The 18,141-nt window shown below is 62.2% G+C and carries 21 protein-coding genes; 12 read left to right on the top strand and 9 right to left on the bottom strand.

Features of this window, described 5'->3' with window-relative positions; genetic code table 11:
- Positions 1-19: 19 nt before the first annotated feature.
- Positions 20-934, top strand: coding sequence for a LysR family transcriptional regulator (locus H621_RS0102775; protein ID WP_028941887.1), 915 nt, complete (start codon positions 20-22; stop codon positions 932-934).
- Here H621_RS0102775 and H621_RS0102770 read toward each other — a convergent pair.
- On the bottom strand, positions 931-1,851 hold the full coding sequence (locus H621_RS0102770) for a LysR substrate-binding domain-containing protein (RefSeq protein ID WP_028941886.1): 921 nt from the start codon (positions 1,849-1,851) through the stop codon (positions 931-933). The genes H621_RS0102775 and H621_RS0102770 overlap by 4 nt on opposite strands.
- 111 nt (positions 1,852-1,962) lie before the next feature.
- Between H621_RS0102770 and H621_RS0102765 the strand changes: the two genes are divergently transcribed.
- The 5 genes from H621_RS0102765 (at position 1,963) to H621_RS26880 (ending at position 5,480) form a co-directional block, all read left to right on the top strand.
- Positions 1,963-2,580, top strand: a complete 618-nt coding sequence (locus H621_RS0102765; RefSeq protein WP_028941885.1) for a LysE family translocator — start codon at positions 1,963-1,965, stop codon at positions 2,578-2,580.
- A gap of 203 nt (positions 2,581-2,783) precedes the next feature.
- Positions 2,784-3,437, top strand: coding sequence for a hypothetical protein (locus H621_RS0102760; protein ID WP_051270448.1), 654 nt, complete (start codon positions 2,784-2,786; stop codon positions 3,435-3,437).
- 104 nt (positions 3,438-3,541) lie between these two features.
- Positions 3,542-4,240, top strand: coding sequence for an AzlC family ABC transporter permease (locus H621_RS0102755; protein ID WP_028941883.1), 699 nt, complete (start codon positions 3,542-3,544; stop codon positions 4,238-4,240).
- Entirely contained in the window at positions 4,237-4,560 is a 324-nt protein-coding gene (locus tag H621_RS0102750) for an AzlD domain-containing protein (protein ID WP_028941882.1), read from the top strand. The genes H621_RS0102755 and H621_RS0102750 overlap by 4 nt, the downstream gene beginning before the upstream one ends.
- A complete protein-coding gene (locus tag H621_RS26880; protein ID WP_245219019.1) occupies positions 4,557-5,480 on the top strand; it encodes an AraC family transcriptional regulator in 924 nt (307 codons plus the stop codon). The genes H621_RS0102750 and H621_RS26880 overlap by 4 nt, the downstream gene beginning before the upstream one ends.
- Here H621_RS26880 and ahpF read toward each other — a convergent pair.
- From ahpF to H621_RS0102705, 8 genes are all read right to left on the bottom strand, one after another.
- Complete coding sequence (ahpF, locus tag H621_RS0102740; protein WP_028941881.1) at positions 5,450-7,012, bottom strand: alkyl hydroperoxide reductase subunit F; 1,563 nt, start codon at positions 7,010-7,012, stop codon at positions 5,450-5,452. The two genes, H621_RS26880 and ahpF, sit on opposite strands and share 31 nt — an antisense overlap.
- 122 nt (positions 7,013-7,134) lie before the next feature.
- Complete coding sequence (ahpC, locus tag H621_RS0102735) at positions 7,135-7,698, bottom strand: alkyl hydroperoxide reductase subunit C (protein ID WP_028941880.1); 564 nt, start codon at positions 7,696-7,698, stop codon at positions 7,135-7,137.
- A gap of 205 nt (positions 7,699-7,903) precedes the next feature.
- On the bottom strand, positions 7,904-9,259 hold the full coding sequence (gene gorA / locus H621_RS0102730) for a glutathione-disulfide reductase (RefSeq protein ID WP_028941879.1): 1,356 nt from the start codon (positions 9,257-9,259) through the stop codon (positions 7,904-7,906).
- Positions 9,260-9,354: 95 nt separating this feature from the next.
- On the bottom strand, positions 9,355-10,194 hold the full coding sequence (galU, locus tag H621_RS0102725; protein ID WP_028941878.1) for a UTP--glucose-1-phosphate uridylyltransferase GalU: 840 nt from the start codon (positions 10,192-10,194) through the stop codon (positions 9,355-9,357).
- A gap of 47 nt (positions 10,195-10,241) precedes the next feature.
- Entirely contained in the window at positions 10,242-11,603 is a 1,362-nt protein-coding gene (locus tag H621_RS0102720; RefSeq protein ID WP_028941877.1) for a UDP-glucose dehydrogenase family protein, read from the bottom strand.
- 88 nt (positions 11,604-11,691) lie between these two features.
- On the bottom strand, positions 11,692-12,606 hold the full coding sequence (locus H621_RS0102715; RefSeq protein ID WP_028941876.1) for a c-type cytochrome: 915 nt from the start codon (positions 12,604-12,606) through the stop codon (positions 11,692-11,694).
- Positions 12,603-13,253, bottom strand: coding sequence for a c-type cytochrome (locus H621_RS0102710; RefSeq protein WP_028941875.1), 651 nt, complete (start codon positions 13,251-13,253; stop codon positions 12,603-12,605). Before H621_RS0102710 ends, H621_RS0102715 begins: the two co-directional genes overlap by 4 nt.
- 155 nt (positions 13,254-13,408) lie before the next feature.
- The gene (locus H621_RS0102705; RefSeq protein ID WP_028941874.1) at positions 13,409-13,759 is read right to left on the bottom strand and encodes a hypothetical protein; all 351 of its coding nucleotides are present in this window, start codon (positions 13,757-13,759) and stop codon (positions 13,409-13,411) included.
- 161 nt (positions 13,760-13,920) lie between these two features.
- Between H621_RS0102705 and H621_RS0102695 the strand changes: the two genes are divergently transcribed.
- The 6 genes from H621_RS0102695 to modC all read left to right on the top strand — a co-directional run bounded on the left by H621_RS0102695 (position 13,921) and on the right by modC (position 18,112).
- Entirely contained in the window at positions 13,921-14,223 is a 303-nt protein-coding gene (locus tag H621_RS0102695) for a DUF1883 domain-containing protein (RefSeq protein WP_028941873.1), read from the top strand.
- A gap of 4 nt (positions 14,224-14,227) precedes the next feature.
- Positions 14,228-14,398 carry a hypothetical protein gene (locus H621_RS28685; RefSeq protein ID WP_167332087.1) on the top strand — a complete coding sequence of 57 codons (171 nt, stop codon included), beginning with the start codon at positions 14,228-14,230 and terminating at the stop codon, positions 14,396-14,398.
- 28 nt (positions 14,399-14,426) lie between these two features.
- Positions 14,427-15,500, top strand: coding sequence for an NAD(P)H-dependent flavin oxidoreductase (locus H621_RS0102685; protein WP_028941872.1), 1,074 nt, complete (start codon positions 14,427-14,429; stop codon positions 15,498-15,500).
- An 81-nt stretch (positions 15,501-15,581) separates the two neighbouring features.
- On the top strand, positions 15,582-16,340 hold the full coding sequence (modA, locus tag H621_RS0102680) for a molybdate ABC transporter substrate-binding protein (RefSeq protein WP_028941871.1): 759 nt from the start codon (positions 15,582-15,584) through the stop codon (positions 16,338-16,340).
- Positions 16,340-17,020, top strand: a complete 681-nt coding sequence (modB, locus tag H621_RS0102675) for a molybdate ABC transporter permease subunit (protein WP_028941870.1) — start codon at positions 16,340-16,342, stop codon at positions 17,018-17,020. Before modA ends, modB begins: the two co-directional genes overlap by 1 nt.
- A 3-nt stretch (positions 17,021-17,023) precedes the next feature.
- Entirely contained in the window at positions 17,024-18,112 is a 1,089-nt protein-coding gene (gene modC, locus H621_RS0102670) for a molybdenum ABC transporter ATP-binding protein (RefSeq protein WP_028941869.1), read from the top strand.
- The last annotated feature ends 29 nt before the right edge of the window (positions 18,113-18,141 follow it).

The raw sequence follows: 18,141 nt of genomic DNA, 5'->3' as shown, positions 1-18,141 counted from the left end.
TCCGTAATAGGAGTTGCCCGTGGACAGTCTCAACGGTTTCGTGGTGTTCGTACGGGTAGCCGAAACCCGCAGTTTTGTCGCTGCGGCGCAATCGCTTGGTGTCAGTGCCTCGGCCATTGGCAAGCGAGTCGCGCGCCTGGAAGCCCGCCTGGGTGTGCGGCTGTTTCACCGCAGCACCCGCAGCATCACCCTCACCGCCGAAGGCACGGTGTTTCTGGAGCGCAGCCGGCGCATCCTGGCCGAGATCGAGGCCACCGAACTTGAACTGTCGCAATCGACGGAAACCCCGCGCGGGCGCCTGCGCGTCAGCCTGCCCCAGGTCACTGCGCTGGTAATGCCGGCCTTGAGCGAGTTCATGGCGCTGTACCCGCAGGTCGAATTGGACCTCGATTTCAGCGACCGCATGGTCGACATCATCGGTGAAGGGTTCGATGTGGTAATGCGCGGCGGTACGCCGTCGGACTCACGCCTGAACGCGAAATTCCTCGGCCACTTCCACCACTTGCTGGTGGGCTCCCCTGGCTACTTCCAACGCTGCGGCATGCCGCGTCACCCTGACGATCTGGCCGGTCACACCTGCCTGCATTACCGCTTCCCCAGCAGCGGCAAGCTTGAGCGCTGGCCACTGCGCAGCGAGCAGCCGGGACGCGAGTACGAAATTCCGGTGTCGATGGTCTGCAACCATGTCGAGACGCGCGTGTGCTTTGCCATGCGTGATCGCGGCATCACCTGCCTGCCGGATTTCACCGTACGCCAGCAACTGGCCAAGGGAGAACTGACTACGGTGCTGGACGACTTCATGGAGCGGCGCGGCAGTTTCTACTTGCTGTGGCCGTCGGGGCGGCAGATGCCGTCGCGCTTGCGAGTGTTCATCGACTTCATGAGTGAGCGGCTATTTACCGAACCGGCCTGTGGGAGCGGGCCCGACTATTAGTCATATAAATAATCAATGCCCTGCTGCGGCAGCTGCGGTGCGCTTTTCAGCAGGAACTCACCCAGCGCCCGCACCTGCCGGGCCTGGGGACTGGACCTGAGCCATGTCAGGTAATAACCCTCGCCGGTCGCCACAGCCTGTGGGAACGGCGTCACCAGCCGACCGCCCTCGAGCTCGACCTGGGCCAGTAGCAGGTCGGCGACGGCAACACCTGCGCCTTGCTGGGCAGCGGACATGCCCTGATCAAGGGTGTCGAACACTTGCCCACGGTCGATCGCCAGCTGCAGCGCCCCCAAGCGGGTGAGCCAGCGCCGCCAGTCGCGGCGGTCTGGCGAGGGATGAAGCAATTGGCTGGGGTCCAGTTCAGACAGCGCGCGGGCACTGGCGGCGCAGTGATCCGGGCTGCACACCGGTACCAGCCACTCATCGAACAGTCTGAGGCTGTCGACCTCGGCGGCAAAACGCCCATCGGCCAGCAGGATCGCGGCCTCAAAGGGTTCGCTGTAGAAGTCGACACGGTCGATATCCATCCAGACGCTCGATAACTGCACCCGACTGTGCGGCGCCTGCTCGCGATACTGGTCGAGGGCCTTGAGCAGCCAACGCACCGTGAGGGTCGAAGGTGCCTTCAGACGAATACCGCTGCGGTCTTTCCTCAACAGCCCGCAAGCGTTTTCAATGATCTTGAACCCGACCTTGAGCTCCTGGGCGAGCAGCCGCCCGGGCTCGGTCAGCGTCAGCCGGGGCCCGCGCCGCTGGAAGAGAGCGCAGTCGTACAGACTTTCGAGGGTCTTGATGTGGTGGCTGACAGCACCTTGGGTCAGTGCCAGTTCCTGGGCGGCGCGGGTGAAGGAGCCATAGCGGGCAGCCACCTCGAAGGCCCGCAATGCCTGGAGGGCGGGGATGCGTTCAGACATGGTCGAATTCAAGCATGAGTAAAACTAATAGAAAGCCATAGTAACAGGCGTTTTACAAGGGTCAGGGTGCTGCCGAAAATACCGCCAACCCTTTACCGCCCGAGCCTGCCGATGAACATCACTTTGCTGCTGTCCTATGCCCTGACCGTCCTGCTGTTGATTGCCACCCCCGGCCCGGTGGTGGCGCTGGTTGTCGACACAGCCGCCCGCGCCGGTCGGCGCCAGGCCGTGGCCACGGCGCTGGGCACCAACGGTGCATCCCTGGTGCTGATCGCCGTGGCGGCCGCGGTAATACTCACCAGCGTGGTAGTCGACCCGCGGTGGCTTGCGGCCTTGAGCCTGGTGGGCTGCCTGTTCATCGCCTACCTGGCGATGGGCAGCCTGCGCCAGGGTCGCCAGGACGACGCTGCCCGACCCGCTACTCGTGGTGCCCGGGGTGGCTGGTGGCAAGGGTTTGCCGTCGGCCTGTCAAACCCCAAGGACATCCTGTTCTTTGTGGCCTTTTTCCCACAGTTCATTCAGGTGAGTACCCATGCAGGTCACAGCCTGTTACTACTTTCCCTGGTGTGGGTGGTGATCGATGTGGCGATACTGGGCCTTTATATTTTCATGACACAGCGACTGATTGCCTCCCGCCATCACCACCTGATCCGCCTGACCAGCGGTGGGTTGCTGCTGGTGATCGCCGTGGCGGGGCTGTTCTACAATCTTGATGCGCTCCGCTCCTGATCCGGTGCGGGTTTGGACTGCGGTCCTGGTACGGTTAGAATGAACACCGAACACCCAGGCCCCTTCGAACCACACTATGGACAGTCGGATTGAACCCTGAACTTCACAGCCGTACCCAATTATTCATGCACAGCCGCCAGCACCTGCTTCAAAAAGGCCTCACCGTGATACGCGCGCAGGTTCTGCGCGGCCTGATCCTGGTGATGGCTCCTGCCTGCGCCCTGGCTGACGATTCGCCCATCGACCCGCATGCCGACCTCTTGTACCGCCAGGCCCTGACCTTTCTGGAGCAGGCTGAAGCCCAGAGCAGCGGCTTCAGTCTCAAGGCCAGCACCACCGACCAGGACCTGGCCCAGCAAGGCCAGGCGCTGGGGCGCACCCTTGCGCCGGCGGTGAGCCTGCTGAAAAAAGCTGTCGAGCGCGACCATCCCGTGGCCCGCTACCGGTTGGCGCTCTACTACATGACCTACCTCCCCGCCAGCCAGATTCCCGAGGCGGCCTGTCCTCTGCTGCAAGACAGCCTTGCCCAGGGCTTTGCGCCAGCCGCACTGGGGATCGAGACCTGGTGTACCGACTACAGCCAGAGCAGCGCCTTTGCCAGGGACCTTGAAAAAATCCCCGCCCTGGCCCCCCGCTACGCTTCCTACTACCCGCAGCCGGCCGAACGCCTGCAGTGCAACCGCCAGCAGCCTCAGGGGCTGGCCATGCAGTGGGGGCGCCAGCGTGACTATCAGGCTGAAATCTATCGCTTGCAGGGCAACCTCTACCCGGGGCAACGCCAGGTCTACTGGCAGAAGGCGGTGGACCTCAACGGTTGCTTTGCCGCCCAACAGCAGTTGCTCAGCCGCCACCACTGACACCCCGCCGCATGCGCGGGTGACCGCGCACAGCAAGATCGTTCAAGTCACCCGCCTGCCGCTCTGGCATGCTGTACATCCTTGTTCAGCTGCCGCAGATTTCCATGTCCAATCCTCCCTTCGCCCGCCAAGCGTTTATTCAGGGCGCCATTGCCATCCTGCCGTTATCCCTCGCCGTTGCTCCCTGGGGCTTGTTGGCCGGCTCGATGGCCATCGAAGCCAACCTGACCCCGTGGGAAGGCCAGGGGCTGTCGGCCATTGTCTTTGCCGGCGCGGCCCAGCTGGTGGCCATCGGCATGATCAAGGGCGGGGCCAACCTGTTCTCGATCCTCTTGACCACCCTGCTGCTGACGTCCCAGCACCTGCTCTACGGGCTGTCGATGCGTCCAGTGTTGTCGGGGCTGCCCACGCGCTGGCGCCTGGGCCTGGGTTTTTTGCTCACCGATGAGTTCTTCGCCCTCACCAGTCAGTACGACCAGAAGCAGTTCAACCGCTGGTATGCCCTGGGGGTGGGCCTGACGTTCTACATTGCCTGGAACCTGTTCACCCTGGTCGGGATCATCCTGGGGCAGAATATTCCGCACCTGGACCAGTTGGGCCTGGACTTCTCCATCGTCGCCACCTTCGTTGCCCTGATTGCGCCCCTGGTGCGCAACCTGCCCACTGTAGTGTGTGTCGCGGTGTCGTTGTTCAGCTCGGTGCTGTTCAGCTTCTGGCACTGGGAAACCGGCCTGGTGGCCGCAGGCCTGCTGGGCATGAGCGCCGGCTTCATCTGCCAGAAATTCAGTGGAGTGCGCGCATGATTTTTGCCTTGATTATCGGCATGGGCCTGTTGGTGTTTCTCAACCGCTATGCCTTTCTCGAACCACGCCTGCCTTTGCGCCTGAGTTCCAACGCGCGGCAGTTTCTGGGCTTTGCCGTACCGGGCATGCTCACGGCGATTTGCGGACCGATCATTTTCCTGCCCGGCCATCAGCTCGACCTGAGCCTGGCCAACCCCTACCTGCTCGGTTCGGTGGTGGCTGTAGTGCTGGTACTGTTGACCCGCAGCACCTTGATCAGCATGCTGGTGAGCATGGCTTTCTTCTTTGTCATTCGCTGGTGGTTGAACGGCACTCCATGAACGCAGCAGCACAAGAGCAGACCCGCTTCTGGCAAGCCCCGGCGCTGGGTGATATCGAGCTGTTGCACGCCCGGTACATCCAGCAGCGCTTTGCGCCCCATGTGCATGAAGGGTATGTAATTACCATTATCGAGTCCGGTGCCCAGCGCTTCTGGCACCGTGGCAGCGAGCACCTGGCCCCCGTGGGCAGCATGGTGCTGATCAACCCGGACGAGTTGCACACCGGGGCCAAGGCCCATGAACAAGGCTGGCGCTATCGCGGCTTTTATCCCGACAGCGAGCGCATTACCGGCGTGCTCGACGAATTGGAAATCAAGCGCGACGGCCTGCCCGGCTTCCAGGCCAGCGTGCTGCACGACCCGCAACTGGCCAAGGCATTCAGTTGGCTGCACAGCTCTGCCGAGCATGGCGCCAGCGCCCTCGAACAACAAACCGCCTGGCGCGAGGCGGTGTTGTTGCTGCTGCAGCGTCACGCCCACGTGGTCAGCCCGCGAACACCGGGCAATGAGCCGTGCGCCGTGGCCCGGGCCAAAGAGTTGATGGACAGCCGCCTGGCCTACCCGCCTTCGCTGCAGGAACTGGCCGAAGCAGTCAGCCTGTCGCCGTTTCATTTTGCCCGGGTGTTTCGCCAGGCCACCGGCTTGCCGCCGCATGCCTGGCTCAAGCAACGTCGCTTGAGCCGTGCGCGAGAACTGTTGAAGAACGATTGCCTGCCCTTCAATGTGGCGTTTGCGTTAGGGTTTTCGGACCAGAGCCACCTCAACCGGCAGTTCAAGCAGGCCTATGGGGTGACACCTGGGGAGTATCGCCAGGCAAAAGCACCGCGGGGCAAACACGCCCCCGAAGGAGCGGCGCTGCGACGTCTCGACTTGCCCCGCGTTCTGGATCCTCAAGCCGGAGCCGACGTCCGGATCAAGTGATCAAAGGCGGCCAGCGAAGCCTTGGCGCCCTCACCCACGGCAATCACGATCTGCTTGTACGGCACCGTGGTCACATCACCTGCGGCAAACACACCCGGCAGGTTGGTCTGGCCACGGGCATCAACAATGATCTCGCCACGCGGAGACAGCTCCAGCGTGCCCTTGAGCCAGTCAGTGTTGGGCAGCAAGCCGATCTGTACAAAGATGCCTTCCAGCGCGATGTCATGCAGCTCATCGCTATTGCGGTCTTTGTAGCGCAGGCCGTTGACCTTCTCGCCGTCGCCCAGCACTTCGGTGGTCAAGGCGCTGGTAATGACCTTGACGTTCGGCAGGCTGTGCAGCTTGCGTTGCAACACGGCGTCGGCGCGCAACTGGCTGTCGAACTCGATCAGGGTCACGTGGGCGACGATACCGGCCAGGTCGATGGCCGCTTCCACACCGGAGTTTCCGCCACCGATCACCGCCACGCGCTTGCCTTTGAACAGGGGGCCGTCGCAGTGCGGGCAGTAGGCAACGCCACGGCTGCGGTACTCTTTTTCACCCGGCACGTTCATTTCGCGCCAGCGGGCACCAGTGGCCAGGATGACGGCCTTGGCCTTGAGCGAGGCGCCACTGGCCAGGCGTACTTCATGCAGGCCGCCGTCCGTGGCCGGGATCAGCGCTTCACCGCGCTGCAGGTTCATGATGTCGACGTCGTACTGCTTGACGTGCTCTTCCAGCGCCATGGCCAGTTTCGGGCCTTCGGTTTCCTGCACCGAGATGAAGTTCTCGATGGCCATGGTGTCGAGCACCTGGCCGCCGAAGCGCTCCGCGGCAACACCGGTGCGAATGCCTTTGCGCGCGGCATAAATGGCCGCTGCGGCGCCGGCCGGGCCACCGCCGACCACCAGCACGTCAAAGGCGTCCTTGGCGTTGATCTTCTCGGCCTGGCGTTCACCTGCGCTGGTGTCCAGCTTGGCGAGTATCTCTTCCAGGCCCATGCGGCCCTGGCCGAAAACTTCACCGTTGAGGTAGACACTCGGCACGGCCATGACCTTGCGCGAGTCGACTTCGGCCTGGAACAACGCACCGTCGATGGCAACGTGACGCACGTTGGGGTTGAGCACTGCCATCAGGTTCAGCGCCTGGACCACGTCCGGGCAGTTCTGGCACGACAGCGAGAAGTAGGTTTCAAAGTTGAATTTACCCTTGAGGGCGCTGATCTGCTCGATGACTTCCGCGCCGGCCTTGGACGGATGACCGCCGACTTGCAGCAGGGCGAGCACCAGCGAGGTGAATTCGTGGCCCATGGGGATGCCGGCAAAGCGCAGGCTGATGTCTGCCCCGGGCCGATTGAGCGAAAACGAAGGACGACGGGCGTCGCTGCCGTCTTCGCGCAGGGTAATCAGGTTCGACAGGCCGGCGATTTCTACCAGCAAGTCGCGCAATTCGCGGGATTTCGCGCCGTCATCGAGGGAAGCAACGATCTCGATCGGCTGAGTGACCCGCTCCAGGTAGGCTTTCAACTGAGTTTTAAGCGTGGCGTCCAACATACGGGCGATTCCTTTTTCAAACGGTAGAAAGTAAAACGCCCGGGCGAAAGCGCCCGGGCGTTTTTGCGGGGCGGTGACAACGTCAGGTGCGGCAGACCACCGCCCTCGGCTGGCTCACGGTCTTAGATCTTGCCGACCAGGTCCAGCGATGGCGCCAGAGTGGCTTCGCCTTCTTTCCACTTGGCCGGGCAGACTTCGCCTGGGTGGGCAGCAACGTACTGGGCAGCCTTGATCTTGCGCAGCAGCTCGCTGGCGTCACGGCCGACACCACCGTCGTTCAGTTCGACGATCTTGATCTGGCCTTCCGGGTTGATCACGAAAGTGCCACGGTCAGCGATACCGGCTTCTTCGATCAGCACGTCGAAGTTGCGCGAGATGACGTGGGTCGGGTCACCGATCAGCGGGTACTGGATCTTGCCGATGGTGTCCGAAGTGTCGTGCCAGGCTTTGTGGGTGAAGTGGGTGTCGGTGGACACGCCGTAGATTTCAACGCCCAGGTCTTTGAACTCGGCGTAGTTGTCGGCCAGGTCGCCCAGCTCGGTCGGGCAGACGAAAGTGAAGTCGGCTGGGTAGAAGAACACCACGGACCATTTGCCCTTGAGGTTGGCTTCAGACACTTCGACGAACTTGCCCTGGTGGTAAGCAGTGGCTTTGAACGGTTTTACCTGGCTGTTGATGATAGGCATGAGTGACTCTCCTTCAGGGGGTTGAAAAATCTGATGGGAGAATCGTAGCTAATACACCGGCTCAATGCTCATTGGCAAAGCTGATGCTGCTGATTGGTTTTGGCTATAACGGGAGAGTATTAATAGAAGGGAATGGATGGAAGCATCGCGGGGCAAGCCCGCTCCTACGTTCTAGGAGCGGGCTTGCCCCGCAATAGCTCTACCCTCAACGAGCAGGCGTACGCAGCGTAACGAACTCCTCCGCCGCCGTAGGGTGTACCCCGATGGTCTCATCGAACTGCTGCTTGGTGGCACCGGCCTTGAGCGCAATGCCCAGGCCCTGGATGATCTCGCCCGCATCCGGGCCGACCATGTGGCAACCCAGCACGCGGTCGGTTTCGGCATCGACCACCAGCTTCATCAAGGTCTTTTCCTGCACCTGGGTCAGGGTCAACTTCATTGGCCGGAAGCGGCTCTCGAAGACCTGCACCTGGTGCCCCTGCTCCAGCGCCTGCTCTTCGGTCAGGCCCACGGTGCCAATTGGCGGCTGGCTGAACACCGCCGTCGGAATGTTCTGGTAGTCCACCGGGCGGTACTGCTCAGGCTTGAACAGGCGCCGAGCAACGGCCATGCCTTCGGCCAGGGCGACCGGGGTCAGTTGCACGCGGCCAATCACATCGCCAATGGCCAGGATCGAGGGTTCGGTGGTCTGATAAAGGTCATCGACGCGGATGAAGCCACGCGGGTCCAGCTCGACCCCAGTGTTTTCCAGGCCCAGGTTGTCGAGCATCGGCCGACGGCCCGTGGCGTAGAACACGCAGTCGGCTACCAGCTCGCGTCCGTCCTTGAGGGTGGCCTTGAGGCTGCCGTCGTCCTGGCGGTCGATACGCTGGATGTCGCTGTTGAACTGCAGGTCCATGCCGCGCTTTTCCAGCTCTTCCTTGAGGTGGGTACGCACCCCGCCGTCGAAGCCGCGCAGGAACAGGTCGCCGCGGTACAGCAGCGAAGTCTTGGCGCCGAGCCCCTGGAAGATACCGGCGAACTCGACAGCAATGTAGCCGCCGCCCACGACCAGCACGCGCTTGGGCAGTTCCTTGAGGTAGAACGCCTCGTTGGAGCTGATCGCCAGGTCCTTGCCCGGGATGTCGGGGATCTGCGGCCAGCCGCCGGTGGCGATGAGGATGTTCTTGGCGCTGTAGCGCTGGCCATCGACTTCCACTTCGTGGGCGCCGGTGAGCCTGGCGTGTCCTTCGAGCAGGGTCACCCCGCTGTTGACCAGCAAGTTGCGGTAGATGCCGTTGAGCCGCTCGATCTCGCGATTCTTGTTGGCGATCAGTTGACCCCAGTCGAACTGGGCATCTTCCAGCGTCCAGCCAAAGCCTGCCGCCTGCTCGAAGTCATCGGAAAAGTGGGCGCCATACACCAGCAGTTTTTTCGGCACGCAGCCAACGTTGACGCAAGTACCACCCAGGTAGCGGCTTTCGGCCACCGCCACTTTCGCACCGAATCCGGCAGCAAAACGCGCCGCGCGCACACCGCCGGAACCGGCGCCAATTACGAACAGATCAAAATCATGGGCCATTTCAGTCTCCTTGCCAGGCCGACAGCATACCCCCTGTCAGGGGCCGCAAACAAAAAAGCCACCCGAAGGTGGCTTTTTCATACAACACCGAAATATCAGTAGGCTTTGCCGGTCTTGTAGAAGTTTTCGAAGCAGAAGTTGGTCGCCTCGATGTAGCCTTCAGCGCCACCGCAGTCAAAACGCTTGCCTTTGAACTTGTAGGCAATCACGCAACCGTTCTGTGCCTGTTTCATCAGGGCATCGGTGATCTGGATCTCGCCGCCTTTGCCTGGCTCGGTTTCTTCGATCAGCTTGAAGATATCCGGGGTCAGGATGTAGCGGCCGATAATGGCCAGGTTCGACGGGGCGTCTTCAGGTGCCGGCTTCTCGACCATGCTGTTCACACGATAGATGTCGTCACGGATCATCTCGCCGGAGATCACGCCGTACTTGTTGGTTTCCTGCGGGTCGACTTCCTGGATGGCAACGATCGAGCAGCGGAACTGGTTGTACAGCTTGACCATCTGTTGCAGCACACCGTCACCTTCGAGGTTGACGCACAGGTCGTCAGCCAGCACGACCGCGAACGGCTCGTCGCCGATCAGCGGGCGGCCAGTGAGGATGGCGTGGCCCAGGCCTTTCATTTCGGTCTGACGGGTGTAGGAGAACGAGCACTCGTCGAGTAGACGGCGAATACCGACCAGGTACTTCTCCTTGTCGGTGCCCTTGATCTGGTTTTCCAGCTCGTAGCTGATGTCGAAGTGGTCTTCCAGGGCACGCTTGCCGCGACCGGTAACGATGGAAATCTCGTTCAATCCAGCTTCCAGCGCTTCTTCAACGCCGTACTGGATCAGTGGCTTGTTCACCACCGGCAGCATTTCCTTGGGCATGGCTTTGGTAGCAGGCAGGAAGCGGGTGCCGTAACCGGCTGCCGGGAACAAGCATTTCTTGATCATAAACGTCCTTAACAAGGGCTTTGCGTACGAAATTCGGCGCAGTCTAATCAGGCAGCAGTCACCTTACAATGCCCTGCCACCGGGCGACCGATGCCATGATAGAGAAATCCTAGTGGAGATAGTTCCCCCGGATCATAAATATTGCGCCCATCGAAGACCACGGGCATACGCATCAGGCCGCGCAAACGCGGCCAATCAGGTTGTCGGTATTGCTTCCATTCGGTCACCAACACCAGGGCGTCGGCGCCTTCGGCGCACCCGTAGGGGTTGCCCGACAAACGCAGGCGGCCACTGGCCACGGCCTCGGGATAACGCTGCGCCACACCTTCCAGGGCCGCAGGATCAGTGGCCTGGACCCGCGCTCCGGCTGCCAGCAGCGCCTCGATCAACACCAGGCTCGGTGCCTCGCGCAGGTCGTCGGTGCCAGGCTTGAACGCCAGCCCCCAGAGCCCTACCACCCTGCCCTGCACAAAGCCGCCAAAATGCTGGACCAGCGCCTGGAACAGCAGGGTTTTCTGCAGTGCATTGCGCGCCTGAACCGCATCGAGTATGGCTGTGGGATAGTCCGCGGCCCGGGCGGTATGGATCAAGGCCCGTACATCCTTGGGAAAGCACGAGCCGCCATAACCGCAGCCGGCGTAGATGAAATGGGTGCCGATGCGCGTATCACTGCCGATACCACGGCGCACCTGCTCGATATCTACATCGAGGCGTGCGCACAGTCCGGCCAGCTCATTGATGAAGGAGATTTTCGTCGCCAGAAAGGCGTTGGCAGCGTACTTGCTGAACTCGGCCGCCCTTGGGGTCATCAGCAGCACCCGATCATGGTTGCGCACGAACGGGGTGTACAGGCGCTGCAACAACGCCGTGGCATGCGGGTCGTCACAGCCCAGGACGATCCGGTCAGGGCGCATGAAGTCGTCGATGGCGCTGCCTTCCTTTAGAAACTCCGGGTTGCTCGCCACCGTCACGGATACCTTCAGCCCGCGGGCCTTGAGACCCTGCAGGATACGCCAGGCCACCTGTTCGCAGGTGCCCACCGGCACGGTCGACTTGTTGACCACAAGGCATGGCCGGACCAGCAGTTGTCCCAGTGCGTCGGCCACGGCCAGTACATGACCAAGATCAGCCGAGCCATCCTCCTGGCTGGGTGTTCCGACAGCGATAAAGGCCACATCGGCCTGCGCCACGCCGTTTTCCAGTGCCTCGGTAAAACTCAACTGACCGCTTGCCAATTGCGCCTTGAGCAGCGCGTCAAGGCCTGGCTCATGGATCGGGCATTCACCGCGCTGCAGGCGTGCGAGCCGTTGCCGGTCGCGCTCCACGCATACCACCTGGTTACCCATTTCGGCAAAACAGGCCGCCGTCACCAGCCCCACATAACCCGCTCCGATTACACACAGTCGCATGGCCGCCTCTCCTTGCTGGGATGCAGTCATTGCAACGAAGGGGTGTTGCACCGGCATGACGACTTGGCGTCATGCCGGTGACAAGGCGCTACTTGCCGGTGCCCTGGCCGATCAATACACCGTCAAGTTTCTGCCCGTACAGGTTGACCCCGTCATTGGCGTGGTACTTGAGGCGGGTCTTCTCGATCGAGCCTTCCACCAGGCGCGGGTCCTGCGGGCGTTCATGGCGGTTGATGAAGGCGGCGACGTCCCAGGCCTGCTGGTCACTCAGGCTGCCGGGCTTGCCCAGGGGCATGTTGTACTTGATAAAGGACGCGGCGGTGTTGATCCGGTGCATGCCGGCGCCCCAGTTGTACGAGTCCTTGCCCCACAGCGGCGGCATGACGTAGTCCTTGGCCACTTTCTGCCCTTCGCCATTGGCGCCGTGACAGATTGCGCACTGCTGCTGGTAAACCTGCTCGCCGCGCTTGAAGTCATAGCCCAGGGCAGGCTTGGGCACCTCGGGATAACCCCGACCCGGCGTTTCCACACCGATCGGCGCCTTGCTCGCCAGCCAGTAGGCATATACCGACAAGGCCGTCATCTCCGGGCTGTCTGCCGCCGGTGGCGTGCCGTTCATGCTGAACTGGAAGCAACCCTGGATACGCTCGGCGAAGGTGTTGACCTTGTCGTTTTTCTTGCGGTACGCCGGGTACATGGGATACGCGCCCCACAAGGGAGCCGAATTGCCCAGGCGCCCCTGGTCCAGATGGCAGTTGCTGCAGTTCAGACCGTTGCCCACCTTGTCGGGCATCATCCTCCGGGTATCGACAAACAAGGCGTGGCCCTGGCGGACCATTTTGCCGAAGGCGTTGTCTGGCAGTTCACTCTCGGCAGGCGGTGCAAACCCCGGGGCGCCGCTGGAAGGCGGAACCGTGATCTGCGACTGATCATCCATGGCTATCGGTGCGGCGTGGGCAGTGCCCAAGGCCAGGGCCAGCGCCCCGAACATCAATGGTTTCATGGCTTGACCTCCGGGCTTGCTGGGTTGGCGAAGTAGTCGGCAACCGCTTTGATTTCTTCATCGCTCATCGCCTTGGCAACACCGACCATCAACTGGTTCGGGTCGTTGCGGCGACTGCCGTCGCGCCAGGCGTTGAGTTGCGCCACCAAGTAAGCAGCCGGCTGATGCGCCAGTGGAGGAAAGTGCTCGCCAACCCCAACGCCGCCAGGGCCGTGACATTGCACGCAGCCAGGCAGTTTGCGACTCCAGTCGCCATACAGCGCCAGCTTCTGAGTGGCGTCGCCGGCCATCTGCCGGCGCCGGGTATCGGCCACCGGGTCGCTCGGCATGGCCGCCAAGGTGGTGGTGACCGCCTGGATTTCCTCATCGCTGAGGGCCTTGGCCAGTGGCTCCATGATTGGGTTCTTGCGGGTGCCGTCACGAAAATCGTGCAGCTGTTTGCTCAAGTACGCGGCAGGCAACCCGGCCAGGCGCGGAAAACCAGCCGCCGCCATGCCCTTGCCATCGGGGCCGTGGCAACCCAGGCAAGCCATTGCGGCGGGGTTCTGCCCGCCCTGGCTGAAGATTTTCTGGCCGTCTGCGGCATGAGCTGTGGTGACTGAGAACAGCAGCAGGCTGCTCATCAGGATTCGATCCAGTGGGATCATCACGGACTCCATTTTCTTGTTATAAGCTTAGGCTTATTAGTCATAAGCCAACAGATAGTAGGCCCATCCGCCGCCAGCGACAACGCTGTAGGACGCAAGAAAATGGCAAATCGCCAGCTGAAACGATTAGCTTGCTATTAAATAGCGGAACGGACTCAGCCCGAGATGCAGTGCGTTGCTGCAGTTTTTACATCGCCCAGGCGCAAGGGGAAATTGTTCAAGCGTTCATACAACTTGATACTGCTGCCGCCACCGCGTTCGTTGATGTCGACCAGCGCTGCGGGACCGGCGCCGACCTTCTGTGGCACGACCAGACGCAAGCCATCGTGGTGCTTCTCCACTTCCAGCGGGCCGCGGGTCTCGGCCAGCTCCTGCTGCACGCAAACGGCGTACTCCTGAGGCTTTTTGCCGGAGATCACGCTCAGGGTTTCCGGGGTGTTTTCGAGCTCCGAAACACTTGCACAACCCCCCAATGTCACTGCCAGCGCTGCTACAACCCACTTCATCAAGCTACACCTCCACCACGGAAAGACACTCTGACCGCGCCAAGTCCATTTTGCTCCCTTCGTTGGCAGATTTATCGCGCTGGCCGGTACGAAGGGCGCCAGCCCGACCGGTGATCATGGTATCGTTTCGGTTTGCCGACAGATCCATTGCGGAGAGCAACATGAAATTCGTACACCAGCGCGAGCACCTCAACGAGGATGACATTGTCGTCATCCACTGCTCCCAGCGCTGCAATATCCGCCTGATGAACGACGCCAACTTCCGCAGCTTCAAGAATGGCGGGCGCCACACCTATCACGGCGGTGCGTTCGTCGACTTCCCGGCCAAGATCACTGTGCCCAGCACCGGATTCTGGAACATCACCATCGATACCGTCGGCCCTCGCGCGCTGTCGGCCGTGACCAAGCCGACCTTCACCCACACCATCAAGATCATCCGCCGTTCGTCCTCGAAGCTGAGATAAGCCCATGAGCCAGACCATCAAGTACGTCATCAAGTACAAGCTCGACGGCGAGCGTCGTTTCGACTTCGCCCTGCTCAGCAGCGACGCGCCGGAGCAGGTCCAGGCCGCGCTGGAAAAACTGCACGGTGACGACGCCAAGAAAATCACCGACATCAAGGTGAGCAAAGCCCTGTAATCGCCACACCGCACAAGGAAGCCCAGGCATGAACCGTTGGCCAGATACCCGACTTCTTGACGTGTTCGGCATCGAAGTGCCGATCATCCAGGCGCCAATGGCCGGTTCCACCGGTTCGGCCATGGCAATTGCCGTGAGCAACGCCGGCGGCCTGGGCTCCTTGCCTTGCGCAACATTGGGCCTTGAGCAGATCCGCAGTGAGCTTGAAGCCTTCAGGCAGGCCAGCACCGGCCCGCTCAACGTCAACTTCTTCTGCCATCAACCGCCCCAACCCGATCCTGCCCGCGACGCGGCCTGGAAGCAGGCACTCAAGCCCTACTACGAGGAACTGGGCGCCGACTTCGACGCGCCAACGCCGGTGTCCAACCGCGCACCGTTCGATGACGCCACGTGCCAGTTGGTCGAGCAGTTCAAGCCTGCCGTGGTCAGTTTTCACTTCGGCCTGCCGGACGCTGACCTGCTGGAGCGGGTCAAGGCTACCGGGGCCAGGGTGCTGTCCAGCGCCACCACCGTCGACGAAGCCGTCTGGCTGGAGCAGCATGGATGCGATGCGATCATTGCCATGGGCTACGAAGCCGGCGGTCATCGCGGGATGTTCCTCAGCAACGACCTGAACACGCAGGTCGGCACGATGGCGCTGGTGCCCCAGATAGTGGACGCCGTGAAGGTGCCGGTGATCGCCGCCGGCGGTATCGGTGATCATCGCGGCATTGTCGCCGCCCTGGCCTTGGGCGCCTCGGCCGTGCAGCTGGGTACCGCCTACCTGTTGTGCCCGGAAGCCAAGGTGTCGACGGCTCATCGCCAGGCACTGCAGAACGCCAAGGACAGCGACACCGCCGTGACCAACCTGTTCACCGGCCGCCCGGCCCGCGGCATCAATACCCGGATCATGCGCGAACTGGGGCCGATGAGCGTGCTGGTGCCGCACTTTCCGCTGGCAGGTGGTGCGTTGATGCCGTTGCGGGCAATCAGCGAGCCCACTGGCAGCAGCGACTTCAGCAACCTCTGGTCTGGCCAGGCAGCGCGCCTGGGCCAGGCGTTACCCGCGGGTGAACTGACCCGCAGCCTTGCGCAAAAAGCCCTCGCTCAGTTACTTCGTTAAATCAGAGCTTTCCGTTTGTCGGACAATCGCTATATATTCATGTATACAACGATTACCCCTCAGCCCGTGGAGCTGTGTTTCATGAGTAAGTGCGCACCCCGTTTTGCCCTGGCCGCCCTGGCCGCGTACATGACCATCAACAGCGCCTGGGCCGATGAAGTCCAGGTTGCGGTCGCCGCCAACTTCACCGCGCCCATCCAGGCCATCGCCAAGGACTTTGAGAAAGACACCGGGCACAAGCTGGTAGCCGCCTACGGCGCCACCGGGCAGTTCTATGCGCAGATCAAGAACGGCGCGCCGTTTGAAGTCTTCCTGGCCGCCGACGACAGCACCCCGGCCAAGCTCGAAAGCGAAGGCGACAGCGTCAAGGGTTCGCGCTTCACCTATGCCGTGGGCACCCTGGCCCTGTGGTCGGCCAAAGAGGGTTACGTGGATGCCAAGGGCGAGGTCCTGAAGCAAAACCAGTTCAAGCACTTGTCCATCGCCAATCCGAAAGCCGCACCCTATGGCCTGGCCGCCACTCAGGTACTGGACAAGCTCAAGCTGACCGACGCCACCAAGGCCAAGATCGTCGAAGGCCAGAACATTACCCAGGCCTATCAGTTCGTCTCCACCGGCAATGCCGAGCTGGGTTTTGTCGCCCTGTCGCAGATCTTCAAGAACGGCAAAGTCAGCCAGGGCTCGGCCTGGATCGTACCGGCCACCCTGCATGAACCGATCAAGCAAGACGCGCTGATCCTCAACAAGGGCAAGGACAACCCCGCAGCCCAGGCGCTGGTGGATTACCTCAAGGGCCCGAAAGCCGCTGCGGTAATCAAGTCGTACGGCTACGAAATCTGATGCCTCTGGATGCCAGCGACCTGGGTGCCATCTGGCTGACCTTGAAACTGGCCAGCCTGACCACGTTGATTCTGCTGTTGGTCGGCACCCCCATCGCCTGGTGGCTGGCGCGCACGCGCTCCTGGCTGCGTGGGCCGGTGGGGGCTGTGGTGGCTTTGCCCCTAGTGCTCCCCCCCACGGTTATCGGCTTCTACCTGCTGCTGGCCCTCGGCCCGCACGGCTGGATCGGCCAGGCCACCCAGGCCATGGGGCTGGGCACCGTGGTGTTCAGCTTCACAGGCCTGGTAATCGGCTCGGTGATCTACTCGATGCCCTTTGTCGTGCAACCACTGCAGAACGCCTTCAGCGCCATTGGCGAACGCCCGCTGGAGGTGGCCGCGACCCTGCGTGCCACGCCCTGGGACTGCTTTGTCCATGTGGTGTTGCCGCTTGCCCGCCCAGGCTTTATCACTGCCAGCATCCTTGGCTTTGCCCATACCGTGGGCGAATTTGGCGTAGTGCTGATGATTGGCGGCAACATCCCCGACAAGACTCGCGTGGTGTCGGTGCAGATCTTCGACCACGTCGAAGCCATGGAATACGCCCAAGCGCACTGGCTGGCGGGTGCCATGCTAGTGTTCTCGTTCCTCGTGCTGCTGGCGCTGTACACCAGTCGCCGGGGCAAGTCGGCCTGGAGTTGAGTGATGAGCGCAACGATTCATGCGCGGCTCAAGGTTGCCCGCAACGATTTTGAACTGGATGTCGACCTGCAGTTGCCTGGGCGCGGCATCAGTGCCCTGTTTGGCCACTCCGGCTCCGGCAAGACCACCTGCTTGCGCTGCCTGGCCGGCCTGGAACGCGCGCCCGAGGCCTACATCGAAGTCAACGGCCAGGTATGGCAAGACTCGCGGCGCAAGCATTTCCTGGCCCCCCACTTACGCCCGATCGGCTATGTGTTCCAGGAGGCCAGCCTGTTCCCGCACCTGTCGGTACAGGGCAACCTGACCTTCGGCTGGCGACGCATTGACGCGAAAGATTGCAAGGTCAGCCTGGACCAGGCCTGCGCGCTGCTGGGTATCGAGCACCTGCTCGAGCGCAAGCCAGCCACCCTGTCCGGCGGCGAAGCCCAGCGTGTGGGCATTGCCCGAGCGCTGCTCAGCAGCCCGCAGCTTTTATTGATGGACGAGCCGCTGGCGGCCCTCGATGGGCCGCGCAAGCGCGAAATCCTGCCCTACCTCGAGCGCTTGCACGACGAGTTGGAGATCCCGCTGATTTACGTCAGCCACGCCCAGGATGAAGTTGCCCGCCTGGCCGATCACCTGGTGCTGCTGGAGCACGGCAAAGTCCAGGCCAGCGGCCCGATTGCCGCCACCCTTGCCCGCCTCGACCTGCCCCTGGCGCGGGGTGACGACGCCGGAGTCATCATTGAGGGCCAGGTGAACAGCTACGATCCGGGGTATCAATTGCTCGGCCTGCAACTGCCGGGCAGCGCCTTGCAACTGCGCCTTACCCACGACCCAATGGCCCTCGGCACCTCGTTGCGCCTGAAAATCCAGGCCCGTGATGTCAGCCTGAGCCTGGCCCACGAGAGCCAGTCGAGCATTCTCAATCGGCTGCCGGTGCAGGTCACCGGTCACCAGCCGGCAGATAACAGCGCCCATGTACTGGTGAGCCTGGAGGCCGATGGCAACGTGCTGCTGGCGCGAATCACGCGCTATTCGGCCGACCAACTGGGCTTGCATACAGGCCAGCAACTGGTGGCGCAGATCAAGTCGGTGGCACTGCTGGGCTGATCGCGAGGTCCATAGAACAGGCCCTCGCG

It is taken from the genome of Pseudomonas vranovensis DSM 16006 (assembly GCF_000425805.1).
GTDB lineage: Bacteria > Pseudomonadota > Gammaproteobacteria > Pseudomonadales > Pseudomonadaceae > Aquipseudomonas > Aquipseudomonas vranovensis.
This window is presented reverse-complemented; position numbering and strand designations above follow the sequence as displayed.